This window comes from Tatumella terrea (assembly GCF_039523755.1).
Classification (GTDB): domain Bacteria; phylum Pseudomonadota; class Gammaproteobacteria; order Enterobacterales; family Enterobacteriaceae; genus Tatumella; species Tatumella terrea.
This window is the reverse complement of sequence record NZ_BAAAFX010000013.1, coordinates 77,550-91,742: the sequence shown is the minus strand read 5'-3', so window position 1 is coordinate 91,742 and position 14,193 is coordinate 77,550. Positions and strand designations below refer to the sequence as shown.

Below are 14,193 nucleotides of genomic sequence, written 5' to 3'. Positions count from 1 at the left end.
CTTCTGCCGCTGAAAAGTCAGTAATACTGCTGCGACACATGAATCTGGCAGTTATCATCGTGTATTTTGCTGTTCCCGCTTTTAAAATAAAGGAGGCGCAGTCATTCTTATCGGTAGGGATATTATATACGCTCAGCGTTTTTTATTGTGGTCTGTTCTCAGATATTTATTTATGCATTCAACCAGACGGATATTTTTATTCAGAGCGTATTCCGGGGGGTTGGTACAAACGACAGTGGCTCGTCCCTGATTGTACTCATCATTATACATCCCCGCACCTGATAGCTCATTTCTCTGCCCCATATTTCTTTTTATTCACATATCGCCGGAGAAGGTTCAGCGAGATAAAAAATGAACAGCCACTCTGTTTTATCCCTTTATAAGGTAATCAGAAGATCGTCACATTCATTTTGAAATTCTGCGAGGGTATCTCAGTAATTTCAGGATTGCATTCTGCACGTTTAACGGAGTTTTCACGGTAATAAGAATGTGTAGGGGCTAATTCCGGCTCACTGTTTCGCGGAAATTTGATAAATCCCATAAGTTTAAGAAGTTTCACGTCGGTAATAATAATTTTTTGCTCAAATCCTCCCAGTGCTCAACAAATGCATCACGGGCAATATCGTACACACGCGTTTCAAGACAACGGATAAGATGCTCATGTTCAGCCACTAATTCTTTTGAATTCTCGTAGAAGGCATTACGCTGAACCATAAGTAACTCAATCTCACCTTCCAAAACGCTATAACTTTTTTGTAACCTGGGACTCAGACTGGCATCTATAATAGCACGATGAAAAGCTCTGTCGGCTGCACTCAGATAAGCAGAAGATGCACCCGCAGGAGCCGCACGCATCACTTCAATGGCATCGAGGGCACCTTTAGGGATCAATCCACTGTAGGTAATCATGCGTACCGCTTCGCCTTCTAACACGCCCCGAAGTCGCGTCACATCAACAATATCGTTAGGGCCGAATTTTGGTACACAGAACCCCCGGTTCACAATTTGTACTAACAGCCCCTGGCTGACCAAAATCTGAGCCGCACTTCTGAATGTCGTTCGGGATACCCCATGCTCTTCTGCCATACGGATGTCACGCAAAAATGAACCAGGTTCGAATTCACCATTCAGGATCCGCTGTCGTATCGTTAAGACAAGTGATTCTAATGTGGTGGATTTTATTTCTTCAGAAGACAAAGATGATGGCAGATGATTTTCCATGATATAGCTACATGTTAATGTTGGTGATTGCTCAAAAAGAAAACACAACGTGCATTCTGTAGTAAGGAAATAGCAAAATATTGCAGTAAAAGTTAACCGCTCGTTTACTACTCCCTTTCCGGTAACTGTCTGATGATTCCTTTTCAGGCAGCCACGATCTACAGCCAGACTCACAGCACATTACCATACATTTCGCTGATTGCAGAATTATCAGGGGGCCGGGCATAGTAATGACCGGTCCCCTGATAAGGCTCTCGCGTATTCAGAGCAGCTTTTTTGCAATATCAGAGAAGGTTTCAAGAAAATGTGTGACATCCGATGAATTGAAGACTAATGGAGGACGAATTTTCAGGACATTTCCCTCCCCCCCCCCCGCAGCTTCGTATAAGGATCCTTCTTTCGCGTAATTCATCAATAAATTGCTCAGTACGTCGTTTGTCCGGTGCTCCGGAATCCCGATCAGCAACGATCTCAACACCGGTATATAATCCGACCCCTCTGATATCAGACACATAAGGAGAATTCTTAACAATCTCATGCAGACCCTTACGCAACGCCTCCCCCTGAACAATGGCATTTTCCAATAAATTCTCGCTGCTGATCACGTCGAGAACGGCCGCACCCGCCGCGATGGGGAGCTGGCTGGCAGCAAAGGTATTGAAATACCTGAAATTCTGACCAAACTCGTACGCAACCTCAGGGCGGAAAACGGTACCCGATAGCGGTAATCCATTACCCATCGGTTTACCCAGTGTGACGATATCCGGAATAATACCATGACGCTGAAACCCCAACATGGTATCCCCGCAACGGCCGAATCCTGACTGCACTTCATCGGCAATATAAAGCCCCCCGGCGGCATGAACCTCTTCAATCATGGGTTTCAGATAGCTCGCCGGGTCAGCAAAAATTCCGTCACTGGTGAACAGGGAGTCTGCCACAAATGCTGCCAGCCCAAAGCCATGCCGGGCAAGTTCAGAGACCCCTCGCTTAATCTCCTTTCTCATATACTCATCAATGGAAAGCCCTTCGGCAGCCGCGACACGAGGGTCGGGGGCTTCAATAAGCACAACATTGGGTCCGATAGGCGATGTCGGCCCCAGACCGGGAGAAAAGGAAGCGACTTCACTGGTAATGCCATCATAGGCATTACGGGTGACAATAATCCCCTGATTACGGGTGTAGAATTTCGCTACGCGAATGGCCAGGTCGTTAGCTTCCGAGCCTGAACAGCCGAACGTTACCCGGGAGAGTTCCTCCGGGAAGGTAGCGACCAGACGTTCTGCATAATCAACCAGACTTTCCTGTACATATCGGTTATTGGTGTTGAGTTTCTTAATCTGTGAAGTGATGGCTTCGACAACCTGCGGATGTGAATGACCCACGCATGCCACATTGTTATACGCATCGAGAAAGTCATTTCCTTCGCGATCAAACAGATGAGCTCCCCGCCCTTCCACAAATTCAACCGGATTACGATAGATGAGGGAATATCCCGGCCCCAGAATACTCATTCGACGTTCCACGATAGAACGTATACGTGGATCAAGATTATCCATCCGGGAGGGATCAAATCGATTGGGATAAACTTCAAGTGCCCGGTTTACTTTTGTGTCGTACTCTGGAGTTGTCATTGGTCATTGCTCCGGTCAGAAAGATGACGTTGCAGATAGGTGATGGATGCGCACCTGCACATCTGAAACGGGCGTCGCCAGCGCCATCGCGAGGTTGTCCCAGTCATGTTTTGCATGAGATTCAATATATTCCCGGCGGTCAGGGAGACGTTGTGCCCTCCATTGAGAAACCACCGCACGTAATGCCAGACGGGCAGTGGCCGCATCAGCGATAAGCACCGCATGTGCTGGCGACATTTTATAGCTCGACAGATATCCCCGCAGATAAGCCAGAGAAGCTCCCCAGGGATCATCAGCCCATTGCCCCAGGAGATTACAGAGACTTACCGCGGGTTCGAATATCACACACGTCCGGACGGCATCACCAAAATCAATTATCCCGCTGACAAAATCTGCTGATTCTGCAGAGACTAAAATATTGTAGGGGCTGAAATCTCCATGTATTACCTGGGTTTCAAGTTCTCCCATCAGGGGGAGTACATTACGTGTAAATCGCTCAAAAGCTTCGGCGGCTAAAGCCCGATGAGTTTCATCGGTTAATTCTTCCTGCAGAATTGCCAGTGTGGGGATGTTTGCAAGATCCCAGACCAAAGGACGTAAATCATGTTGATGAGCAAATCCGCGTAATGCGAGATCAATCTCACCGGCAGCGCGTCCTGTTAAGGTGAGCTTAGCTTCGTCAACCGGAACCGTTGCCAGAATGTCACCTGAGAGATAGGTCAATACACGCATATAGCGAAGAGATGTTGTATGAACCGGAACAAGGCTCTCACCATCCAGAGTCGAAATAACGTTCTGAACTTCCCACGCCACAGTATGGTGATTAAGCCACTTCATAATGGCCGACTGCATTTCCACGACGCCGCGAGATTCGGCAGGTGATGATATTTTTACGAGGTAATGAAGCCCATCACAAATCAGAATAAAACTGTCATCCTTTTCGGTAGATAACCGTCTCAATTCACCTTCAAGTCCGTATCTGATATTTAAGATATTTTCGACCAGAGCGGACGGTACTTCATCAGTTCCATGCACCAGACCACTTTCATCAAGCAGGCAGAATGCAGCTGAGAGCCTGGATTTATTAACTGAATCATTGGTTATCATAGTTTCTCTGCATTTGATGTCTGAGGATGTAAAGATGAAACCTCTGTCTTGCTCACCGGCGACAGCACTCAACATTCTGACTGACACGATCAAAAATTAGCCCCCCTGCCAGGATCCCCGTATAAATTGTCCACCAGTTTTCAGAAGAAAAACCAACATAGCACCTGCTAATGATCGAAAACAAGCGATCGTACCCATTATTTGTTGGACAATTTACAGCAGTAACACAGAGGCAAAAAGATCACTTTTATGGTGAATAACATAGTGCTAATGGGGGAATTAAGATAACTCAGTGCATCTTTGCCACATACTGGTGCAGTGCCTGAGCAGAGGGGTAATAATTATTTTTGTCGGACAATCCTGAGGGTATACCTGACAGACCTTATTGATGAGATGAACACTACTTTTAAACGTCTTTAATGCAGTTTGTTGTCCTGCGGCAATCAACGGTGCACAGCGTTGCCGATAACGACGGGGATCCGGAGAAATCCATTCTCTTTGCCTGTTCAGAGGGGCATGGTCTTTGGCAGATAAAAACGGACAGAGGTCACGACGTGGATACCTCGGTGAATAACCAGACCCGCGTAAGGGGAAAGATTCAGTTTTGGATCAGGAATATTTTAATGTGAGGATGGGGATTATTTTCCAACGGACAGGCAGCAGCCTGTCAGGCTCAATGCTGGCAGAAATTAACGCATGGACGTCTGTGATGATGAATTCGTAAGATAATTTATGCCCGGCTTATTCGTTCAGGGTTGAACGGTATGCCTTTGGCGACCCTATGCCGGAAGTATTACGCAAATATCCTGAATCCTGTCCTCCCTGACCCGGTCTTATGCAGGGATTCATAACAGGGATTCATTGCCTGTGGGCCCTCACCTGTATGTTAACGTTCGTAGCTGTATACCGGCCCTGGCAGAGGCAGAGGCAGAGGCAGAGGCAGAGGCAGAGGCAGAATAAACTTTGCCGGTATCCTGAACAATATTGAATACTCCGTGGAGACACCAGGCAAAGCCCGGAGGAGAACCGGCAAAAGAGAAAGATAAAGCAGGAACAGCGGGATAGCGGGATAGCGGGATAGCGGGATACAACCGTAACAGACCAGAGGTCACACAGAGAAAGAGTCAGAGCTGTCAGCTCAACATCAGGAATCAATAAGATAGCCACCGGACAGCCATATCTGCAGAGAGCATCCGGGTAACAGAGGGTCCCCCGGGCGAGGGCCATAAATGGTCCCCGGAGCAGAAACGAAAAAGCCCCGCTTTTCAGCGGGGCCTTAGAAAGAGTGGTGCCCGAACTCGGAATCGAACCAAGGACACGGGGATTTTCAATCCCCTGCTCTACCGACTGAGCTATTCGGGCAACGGGGCGCATTAAACCGTAATCGCCCTTTTCCGTCAATCACTTTTCTTCTTAAGTGCGCTGACCGCTGACTTTTACAGCAATGCGCTGAAATTTTCCGCAACTCCCGTAAAAACAGACAGAGGCCGCGCCTTATCCTCTGTCTGTCCGGACCTTACTGGTCGGTGGTCACCGAACCCGGCGCGGCATCTCCCATTCCGGGGATATCCGCAGGAACGGCGCCTTTATCTTTATCAGTGACCGGTACATTCGCCTGGTCTGCAGGCAGCATGATATGGTCCAGAATCTTACGCATTAACGGTGCTGCCGTTACCCCATCGACACCGCCGTTCTCAAGGATCAATGCGACAGCAACCTTCGGGTCCTTGAACGGTGCAAATGCCGTATAGAAGATATGGTCACGTAACCGTATCGGGATCATCTTCGCGTTATAAATCTGGTTTTGTTTCAGACTAAATACCTGCGATGTCCCGCTTTTTGCCGCAATACCATAAGGTGCGGTGTGGAAATAGCGATACCCGGTACCGTTAGGTGCATTCGCCATACCAAACATGGCACGACGCACCAGCGCCCAGTAAGGTGAATTCGGGTCACCTATCTGCGGCTCGGCTTCCGCAGGATGATACATCAGGACATCGTTCCCCTGCTGCTCTTTGTATAGCAGATGCGGAGTGATCACCCGTCCGTTGTTCAGTAAGGCCACCAGTGCTTTCACCATCTGAATAGGCGTTGCTATCCAGTATCCCTGCCCGATACCGACAGAGATGGTATCCCCCTGGTACCAGCCTTTCTTATGGACTTTCTCTTTCCACTCACGGCTCGGTAACAGACCTTTATATTCTTCATGCAAGTCGATACCGGTCAGCTTCCCGTAACCAAACTGGCTGAGCATATGATGAATACGATCAATCCCCATCATATAAGCGACCTGATAGAAGAAGGTATCCGCCGACTCTTCGATAGCTTTAGTCACATTCAGCATGCCGTGACCCGTTTTTTTCCAGTCACGATATCGTCTGTCAGTGCCCGGTAAAGTCCAGGTCGGAGCACCGAAGAACGTCGTTTGCGGCGTGATAACCCCGTTCAGCAAGGCAGACATTGCCATATAAGGTTTTACCGTGGAGGCCGGCGGGTATAACCCCTGGGTCACACGGTTAATCAACGGCAGGTCTTTATTCTCCAGTAGCTTCTTATAAGCCTGATAGCTTATCCCTTTCACAAACGGGTTAGGATCGTAGCTGGGGGCCGAGACCATCGCCAGTACAGAACCATCGTGCGGGTCTTCCACCAGCACCGCCGCTCGCTGTCCCGTCAACAGACTTTCGATATATTGCTGCAACGGTAGATCCAGCGTCAGCCAGACATTTTTCCCGGCGACCGGCGGCTGTTCACTCAGCACACGCACGATACGCCCATGGTTATCCACTTCCACTTCCTGATAACCGGTCTGACCGTGAAGCACGGATTCGTAATAGCCTTCAATCCCCTGCTTACCGATATTGTGATCCGCCGCGTAGTTCTCAGCAATCCCTGCGGCATTCAGACGTTTGAAGTCATTGTCGTTAATCTTAGAAACATAACCGACGACATGCGCTAAATCCGCGCCATACGGGTACTGACGATCCTGATAAGAATCGATGCTGACCCCGGGGAAGCGATATTCATCCACCGCAAACCGCGCTATCTGTTCTTCACTTAGCTCATCTTTAATGATGATCGGTTTGTATCGGCTGGTCTGTTTAAGACGATGCCAGAAATCGTTCACGTCATCCGGCGTCAGGCCGATGATGGGCGTTAGCGCCTGGATAGTCGCTTTAAGATCGGTTTCTTTGTACGGGATCACCGTCAGGTCATACTGAGTGATATTCCGTACCAGCGGCGTGCCATTACGATCGTAGATCATCCCGCGCGTAGGCGCGATCGGGATCATCTTGATGTCATTATCGTTTGATCGGGTCTGGTAATAACTATGCTCACAAATCTGCAGCCGATAGAGGTTATATACCAGGATGCCAAAGCATACTGCTACCAGAACAAACGCCGTGATGGCACGACGAATAAATAGTTTTTCTTCAATTTCGAAATTACGCAGATTCATTACATAACATAGTTTGCAGGGAGAGCTATCACCAGCAGCCTATCATAGAGAGATAGTCAGCCAGTGCCAGTGACAAGTTGATCCGGGAAAGATTAAAGTGTGTCATTTGTTGAAGAATGTAACAAGAAATGAACAACGCGAAAAGCAATAACTCTTCGCGTTGCCGGGGCTAAATAAGAGATATCTTAAGCCTGATCAGCGGCCAGCACAGATTCCAGCGCGATGTTGATCATATCATTGAAGGTCAGCTGACGTTCTTCGGCCGTCGTCTGCTCGCCGGTACGGATATGATCTGAAACGGTACAGATAGCCAGGGCCTTAGCACCGAACTCCGCCGCAACACCGTAGATACCGGCCGCTTCCATTTCCACACCCAGGATGCCGTATTTTTCCATGACGTCGAACATTTGCGGGTCCGGGGTATAGAACAGATCGGCAGAGAACAGGTTACCGACGCGGGCATGAACACCCAGCGCTTTCGCGGCATCCACCGCATGACGAACCAGATCGAAATCGGCAATCGCAGCAAAGTCATGATCTTTGAAGCGCATACGGTTCACTTTAGAATCCGTACAGGCACCCATACCGATTACCACATCACGCAGGTTAACGTCAGAACGGACCGCTCCGCAGGAACCCACACGGATAATGGTTTTAACGCCGAATTCGGTGATCAGCTCTTTCGCGTAGATAGAGCAGGAAGGGATCCCCATACCGTGACCCATCACAGAAATCCGACGACCTTTGTAAGTCCCGGTGTAACCCAGCATACCGCGAACATTGTTCACTTCACGGGCATCCTGCAGGAAGGTTTCAGCAATATATTTCGCACGCAGAGGATCGCCCGGCATCAGCACAACGTCTGCAAAATCACCAGCTTCAGCATTAATATGAGGTGTTGCCATGTTATTTTTCCTTTTAATCGTGTCATTTGCCGGCATGACAGCCAGCAAATGAGAAACAAGAGGCTTTTTTACAGCATGTTACGCCCGTAATCCATAGCTGAAAGACCAAAATAGGTCGCAATTGTCTGCCCGATATCGGCAAACGTCTCGCGCTGTCCCAACGGGCCGGGCTTCACCTGCGGTCCGTAGATCAATACAGGGATATGCTCGCGGGTATGATCTGTGCCGGACCAGGTCGGGTCACAGCCATGGTCTGCTGTCAGGATCAAAATATCCCCTTCCCCCACCAGCGCCATTAACTCCGGCAGACGGCGGTCAAAGAGTTCCAGCCCCCCGGCATACCCGGCGACATCACGGCGGTGTCCCCAGCTGGAATCAAAGTCAACAAAATTGGTGAAGACAATCGAATTATCCGGGGCCTGTTTCATCTCTGCCAGGGTAGCATCGAAAAGTGCATCCAGTCCGGTGGCTTTAACCTTACGGGTAATTCCCTGCTGGGCATAAATATCGGCAATCTTACCCACCGAAATCACCTCTCCGCCCTTCTCTTCCACCAGCTTTTGTAACATGGTGGCAGAAGGCGGTTCGACGGCGAGGTCATGACGGTTACCGGTACGGACAAATTCACCGGCTTTGGCACCGATAAACGGGCGGGCAATCACACGACCGATGTTGTAGCCCCCCTCCGTCAGGATCTTACGGGCGATCTCGCAGAGCTCATACAGCCGATCCACACCGAATGTCTCTTCGTGACAGGCAATCTGGAACACCGAATCCGCCGAGGTATAAAAGATAGGCTTACCGGTACGCATATGCTCCTCACCCAGCTTGTCGAGGATCACGGTCCCTGAAGAATGGCAGTTCCCCAGATACCCCGGCAACCCGGCCTGTTCGACCAGTGTGTCCAGTAACTCCTGCGGAAAACTGTTTTCTGTTTCACTGAAGTATCCCCAGTCAAACAGTACCGGTACCCCGGCGATCTCCCAATGCCCGGACGGCGTGTCTTTCCCGGAAGAGAGTTCCGCCGCACTGGCATAAGCGCCGAGAATAGTGGCATCAGCATCCATCCCTGCGGGGATTTTACCTGTTGATATCTCTGCGGCCTTCGCCAGACCCAGCGCCGTCAGATTCGGTAAGTGCAGCGGGCCTTGTCTGCCCTGATCTGCCTTACCGTCGTAGCAGGCCTGTGCAATATGGCCCAGCGTATCTGAACCGGCGTCACCGAATTTCTCTGCATCTTTGCTGGCTCCGATCCCGAAGGAATCCAGCACCATAATAAATGCACGTTTCATGCTCGCCTCCTGTGCGTTCATGTCATGAGAAAAAAAACTGATCAGAACAGTATGCAACCATTCAGCAAATTCTGCGATAGATTAAAGGGATTTCTTTTGGCCGTTGATGCGTCACCGAAATGGCGGCTTGCAGGCTCTCTGCCGCCTGTTGCCAGCTCTGCTCATCCGCCGCATGCACCATTGCCAAAGGGTGGTACGCATCGACCGGCTGGCCCAGGGCAACAATCTCACTGATGCCGACCCGGTAATCGATATTCTCACCGGCACGCTGACGACCGCCGCCCATCCGGACGATAGTCATCCCGGCCTCCCGGGTATCCATCGCACTGACAAACCCCGGCTCCCTGGCAAATACCGGTCTGATTACCGGAGCTGCCGTTAAATAATGCGCATAGCGTTCGACAAAGTCAGCCGGTCCGCCCTGAGCCGCCACCATCTTAGCAAAAACCTCAGCGGCCCGGCCGTTGTCCAGCACCTGTCGCAACCTGGCCCGCGCCTGCTGATCGTTAGCGGCTAATCCGCCACTGACCAGCATTTCACTGCTCAGGGCCATTGTCACTTCAAGTAACCGGGGATTACGGTGTTCGCCGGTCAGGAAGCGAACCGCTTCACGCACTTCAAGCGCATTACCCGCCGAAGATGCCAGCACCTGGCTCATATCCGTCAGTAACGCAGTCGTCCGGCAGCCGGCACCGTTGGCCACATCGACAATTGACCGGGCCAGTTGCTCTGATTGTGCAAGATCCGGCATAAATGCCCCGCTGCCGGCTTTAACATCCATCACCAGCGCGTCCAGCCCTTCGGCCAGTTTTTTCGCCAGAATAGAGGCCGTGATCAGCGGTACAGAATCCACCGTTGCTGTCACATCCCGGGTGGCGTAAAAGCGCTGGTCTGCGGGTGCCAGCGTCCGGGTCTGACCGATGATCGCGACACCATTTTCGCGAATAATTTGCCGGAAGCGATCATTGTCGGGGAAGATATTCAGCCCGGGGATCGCTTCCAGTTTATCCAGCGTCCCGCCGGTATGCCCCAGACCACGCCCGGATATCATCGGAACATACCCCCCGCAGGCCGCCACCATCGGGCCCAGCATCAGAGAGGTGACATCCCCGACCCCTCCGGTCGAATGTTTATCCAGCACAGGGCCGTTAAGATGCAGGTCCTGCCAGTTCAGTACGGTGCCGGAATCCCGCATTGCCAGAGTCAGAGCCACGCGCTCCGGCAGTGTCATATCCCGAAACCAGATAGCCATCGCCAGCGCAGCAATCTGCTCTCCGCCAATGCTACCGTCCGTGATCCCCTGAATAAAGGCCCCGATTTCCTGCGCTGTCAGAGGTTGACCGTTACGTTTCTTACGGATAATTTCCTGTGGCAAAAACATGGTGCTTCCCCGCTGTGCTGAAGAGTCCGAACTCCCTGATACCGTCCCCGCCGGGGGGACGGATAACCTGCCCGCGGCAGTCATACCGCTTTTATGAATCGCCGCGTCAGTAACCGGCGGCCGGCGTGTCTGTGTCCACACCACAGCTTTTCAGTAAGCTGCTCAGTAATCCGGAAGCGCCGAAACGGAAATGACGGGCATCCGCCCAGTCGTCGCCGAGGATCTCTGCAGCCATTGCCAGATAATCGGCAGCATCCCCCGTAGTACGCACGCCGCCGGCAGGTTTAAAACCGACGCTCGCTGATACACCTTTATCCCGGATCACTTCCAGCATAATTCGGGCAGCTTCGGGAGTGGCATTGACGGCCACTTTTCCGGTAGAGGTTTTAATAAAATCAGCACCGGCCTCGATGGCAATTTCAGAGGCCTGACGGATCAGCGCAGGATCCTGTAATTCCCCGGATTCAATAATGACCTTCAGCAGCACATTTGCTTCGCTACAGTACTTTTTACAGGCACTGACCAGGCTGGCCCCCAGACGGTGATCTCCGCGTTTTAATGCTCTCCAGGGAAAGACCACATCGACTTCATCAGCCCCATAGGCAATCGCTGCCCGGGTTTCTGCTACCGCGATATCGATATCATCGTTTCCGTGCGGAAAGTTGGTCACGGTAGCGATACGGATACCGGGTGTTCCCTGCTCACGCAGGACTTTGCGGGCCAGCGGAACAAAACGCGGGTAGATACAAATGGCCGCCGTTTGTCCGGCGGCAGAATTTGCCTGCCGGCACAGGGCCACGATTTTTTCATCGGTATCGTCATCGTTCAGTGTGGTGAGGTCCATCAATCCGAGGGCCCGGCGGGCGATCGTTGTCATATCCGTCATTCATTATTCCTCTGCAGAGTAGCCGGTCTGCGGTGCGGAAAAAGCTGCACCGTCATTTGTCATAATTCTAACAATTAATCTCCGCCAGGACTGCGTGACGGATCAAATAATCCATCCTTGCGGGAGAAAGCAGATAAAAACCGCAAAAAAGGGCATTAAAGGGGTAAAGAAACCGTCAGAGGGTCGGGTCGCTTGCGGAACGAGAAATGTTATAAAAGTAACAAACTGACCTTAATCCGCGTCAGATTCGGGCGGATGTAGCCGGGGGAAAAGACGCAGGGCATTCTGCCATAGCACTTCAGCCAACTGCTCCGGTGGCTCCGGACGGAGTTCCGCGAGCGACTGCAGAATAGTGACCACATGCTCAGGCCGGTTGGGTTGCCCCTGGGATCCGTGAACCGGCATATCCGGAGCATCGGTTTCCAGCACCAGGGCACTGAGGGGCAGAGAAGCTATCGTTTCACGGGTCTTTCGGGCACGCGGATAGGTGATCGTGCCGCCCACCCCGATAGCGAACCCCAGCCGGACAAATGCATTGGCCTGTTGCAGGCTCCCCGAAAAACCGTGGATCACCCCGCCGGCAGGAAGATCAGCCTTCCGCAGTAAAGCAGCCAACGGGTCATGGGAACGTCGGGAATGAAGGATCACCGGGAGGTCATAGCGCCGTGCCAGCGTTAGTTGACTCTGTAGCAGGGAGCGTTGTTTATCCGCCTGTGCCACCTGTTCCGCCGTATAAAAATCCAGTCCGGCCTCGCCTACCGCAACCAGTTTATCCCCGCCCTGTTGCAGACATTGTTGCAGACGATCGATATCCTCAGCGGTATGTTCTGCAATCCATAACGGGTGAAGTCCGGGTGCGTACCAGAGGGAAGGAAAACGTTCACAGAGAGAGATAATCTGGCTAAACCGGGAAGCCGTCACCGCAGGAATGACTATCCCCTGTACCCCGGCATCACGGGCACGGATCAGCTCTTCAGCCTCATGCTCAGCAAATGGCGGGAAATCAAAGTGACAGTGGGTATCAATAAAACGCACAACATTCTCCCGGGCAGCATAATAGAGTGCCGGCGGCAGAAAGCGCTGTAAAAGACAGGATTGCCGTCAGACGGTGCGGAGAAGTGTATCAGGCGGGAGCGCTGCCGGCATCCTTTCCGGCAGTAAACTGAGTGGCCTCAGGACAACGTTATAACCGTTTACGGCCGGTAAACAGGCTGATAAGGAACAGAATAATACCGACAATAAATACAATTTTAGCTGCCCAGGCAGCTGTACCTGCCAGTCCGCCAAAGCCCAGTGCCGCCGCGATTAATGCAATCACCAGAAAGATAATTCCCCAACGAAACATAGTAATCTCCTTACCTTCATTAACAGAACTCATCTTATAATTTGTTCTGACATAGACTCAGAACACGTATTTATCTTCAATTTTCCCGCAGCCTCCGCAGAGAACCCGGGTCAGTTGCTGATAGATAACTCGTTTTTGACCGCCCTGACCCCGGAAACCTTACGGGCTATCTCAGCGGCCTTATTTTTTTGCTGACGGTTACTGACATCCCCGGTCAGCAGAACCGTACCCCGTGTCGTAGTGACTGAGATATGCCTCGATGAGACCTGCTTATTTGCCAGTAAACGGGCCACAATCTCACTGGTTGTCGCGGTATCACTGGCATAACTCTTCAGATTCGTTTGCTGCGCTGGCTTTAAGTGCAGATGATTAATCACTTGCTTCACCCCGGTGATGCTTCTGACCAGGTGATCTACTCGCTCCATCTGCCGGCGTGATGTCACAAAACCCTCAACGGTAACGACTCCCCGTTGGGTGGACAGCGAGAGATCGGTACTGTTGATCTCTTTGTCATCAATCAGCGCAGTTTTTACCTTCGCGGTAATGGCACTGTCGTCCATAAAGTTGTCGACACTCCGCATCACCGATTTCCCCTCAGCGGGGGGTGTTTGCGCCGGCTGACCGGCGGCATACACATTCAGGCTGCAAAGTGCGGAAATCAGTAACAGCTTTTTCATAATGCTGATTTTTTTCATTAATAATATCCTGCATGATAATGACGTCTGCGCTTCGTTGACTGTCATGTCCGGAACCGGTCGTCCCCGGCCTTGCGCATCGGTCACATCACTTTAATAATAGTTGAGTTTTACTGTTGTGCAGATTTTTAGGAATCTGCTGAGTCCCGGAACAAGCGTCTGCAAAGCAACGGCGGGAAGCCATCGCTGCCAAAAGGAAGTGATGATAAGCAATTTACGCAGGTTGGCAGAAGCAGGAAAATCCTGAACCGGGACGCGGGAATATCT

The 14,193-nt window shown here is 51.2% G+C and carries 11 protein-coding genes and 1 tRNA gene; all 12 read right to left on the bottom strand.

Annotated elements, in window-relative coordinates; translation table 11 throughout:
* Positions 1-555: 555 nt before the first annotated feature.
* Positions 556-1,221, bottom strand: a complete 666-nt coding sequence (locus ABD035_RS08565; protein WP_343869358.1) for a GntR family transcriptional regulator — start codon at positions 1,219-1,221, stop codon at positions 556-558.
* A 296-nt stretch (positions 1,222-1,517) separates the two neighbouring features.
* Positions 1,518-2,855 (bottom strand): aspartate aminotransferase family protein, encoded by a 1,338-nt coding sequence (locus ABD035_RS08560; protein ID WP_343869356.1) that lies wholly within the window; start codon positions 2,853-2,855, stop codon positions 1,518-1,520.
* 15 nt (positions 2,856-2,870) lie between these two features.
* The gene (locus ABD035_RS08555; RefSeq protein WP_343869354.1) at positions 2,871-3,962 is read right to left on the bottom strand and encodes a phosphotransferase; all 1,092 of its coding nucleotides are present in this window, start codon (positions 3,960-3,962) and stop codon (positions 2,871-2,873) included.
* A 1,286-nt stretch (positions 3,963-5,248) separates the two neighbouring features.
* Positions 5,249-5,324: transfer RNA gene (locus ABD035_RS08550), tRNA-Phe, on the bottom strand.
* A 154-nt stretch (positions 5,325-5,478) separates the two neighbouring features.
* The gene (gene mrdA, locus ABD035_RS08545; RefSeq protein ID WP_343869352.1) at positions 5,479-7,422 is read right to left on the bottom strand and encodes a penicillin-binding protein 2; all 1,944 of its coding nucleotides are present in this window, start codon (positions 7,420-7,422) and stop codon (positions 5,479-5,481) included.
* Positions 7,423-7,607: 185 nt separating this feature from the next.
* Positions 7,608-8,327 carry a purine-nucleoside phosphorylase gene (gene deoD, locus ABD035_RS08540; RefSeq protein ID WP_212714460.1) on the bottom strand — a complete coding sequence of 240 codons (720 nt, stop codon included), beginning with the start codon at positions 8,325-8,327 and terminating at the stop codon, positions 7,608-7,610.
* 68 nt (positions 8,328-8,395) lie between these two features.
* Positions 8,396-9,619, bottom strand: coding sequence for a phosphopentomutase (gene deoB / locus ABD035_RS08535; protein WP_212714459.1), 1,224 nt, complete (start codon positions 9,617-9,619; stop codon positions 8,396-8,398).
* Positions 9,620-9,680: 61 nt separating this feature from the next.
* Positions 9,681-11,000 (bottom strand): thymidine phosphorylase, encoded by a 1,320-nt coding sequence (gene deoA / locus ABD035_RS08530; RefSeq protein WP_343869349.1) that lies wholly within the window; start codon positions 10,998-11,000, stop codon positions 9,681-9,683.
* A gap of 106 nt (positions 11,001-11,106) precedes the next feature.
* Complete coding sequence (deoC, locus tag ABD035_RS08525) at positions 11,107-11,886, bottom strand: deoxyribose-phosphate aldolase (protein ID WP_343869347.1); 780 nt, start codon at positions 11,884-11,886, stop codon at positions 11,107-11,109.
* 231 nt (positions 11,887-12,117) lie between these two features.
* Entirely contained in the window at positions 12,118-12,921 is an 804-nt protein-coding gene (locus ABD035_RS08520; protein ID WP_343869344.1) for a TatD family hydrolase, read from the bottom strand.
* 148 nt (positions 12,922-13,069) lie between these two features.
* A complete protein-coding gene (locus tag ABD035_RS08515) occupies positions 13,070-13,231 on the bottom strand; it encodes a DUF1328 domain-containing protein (protein ID WP_071846595.1) in 162 nt (53 codons plus the stop codon).
* Positions 13,232-13,341: 110 nt separating this feature from the next.
* Positions 13,342-13,926, bottom strand: coding sequence for a molecular chaperone OsmY (osmY, locus tag ABD035_RS08510; protein ID WP_343869341.1), 585 nt, complete (start codon positions 13,924-13,926; stop codon positions 13,342-13,344).
* Positions 13,927-14,193 lie beyond the last annotated feature (267 nt).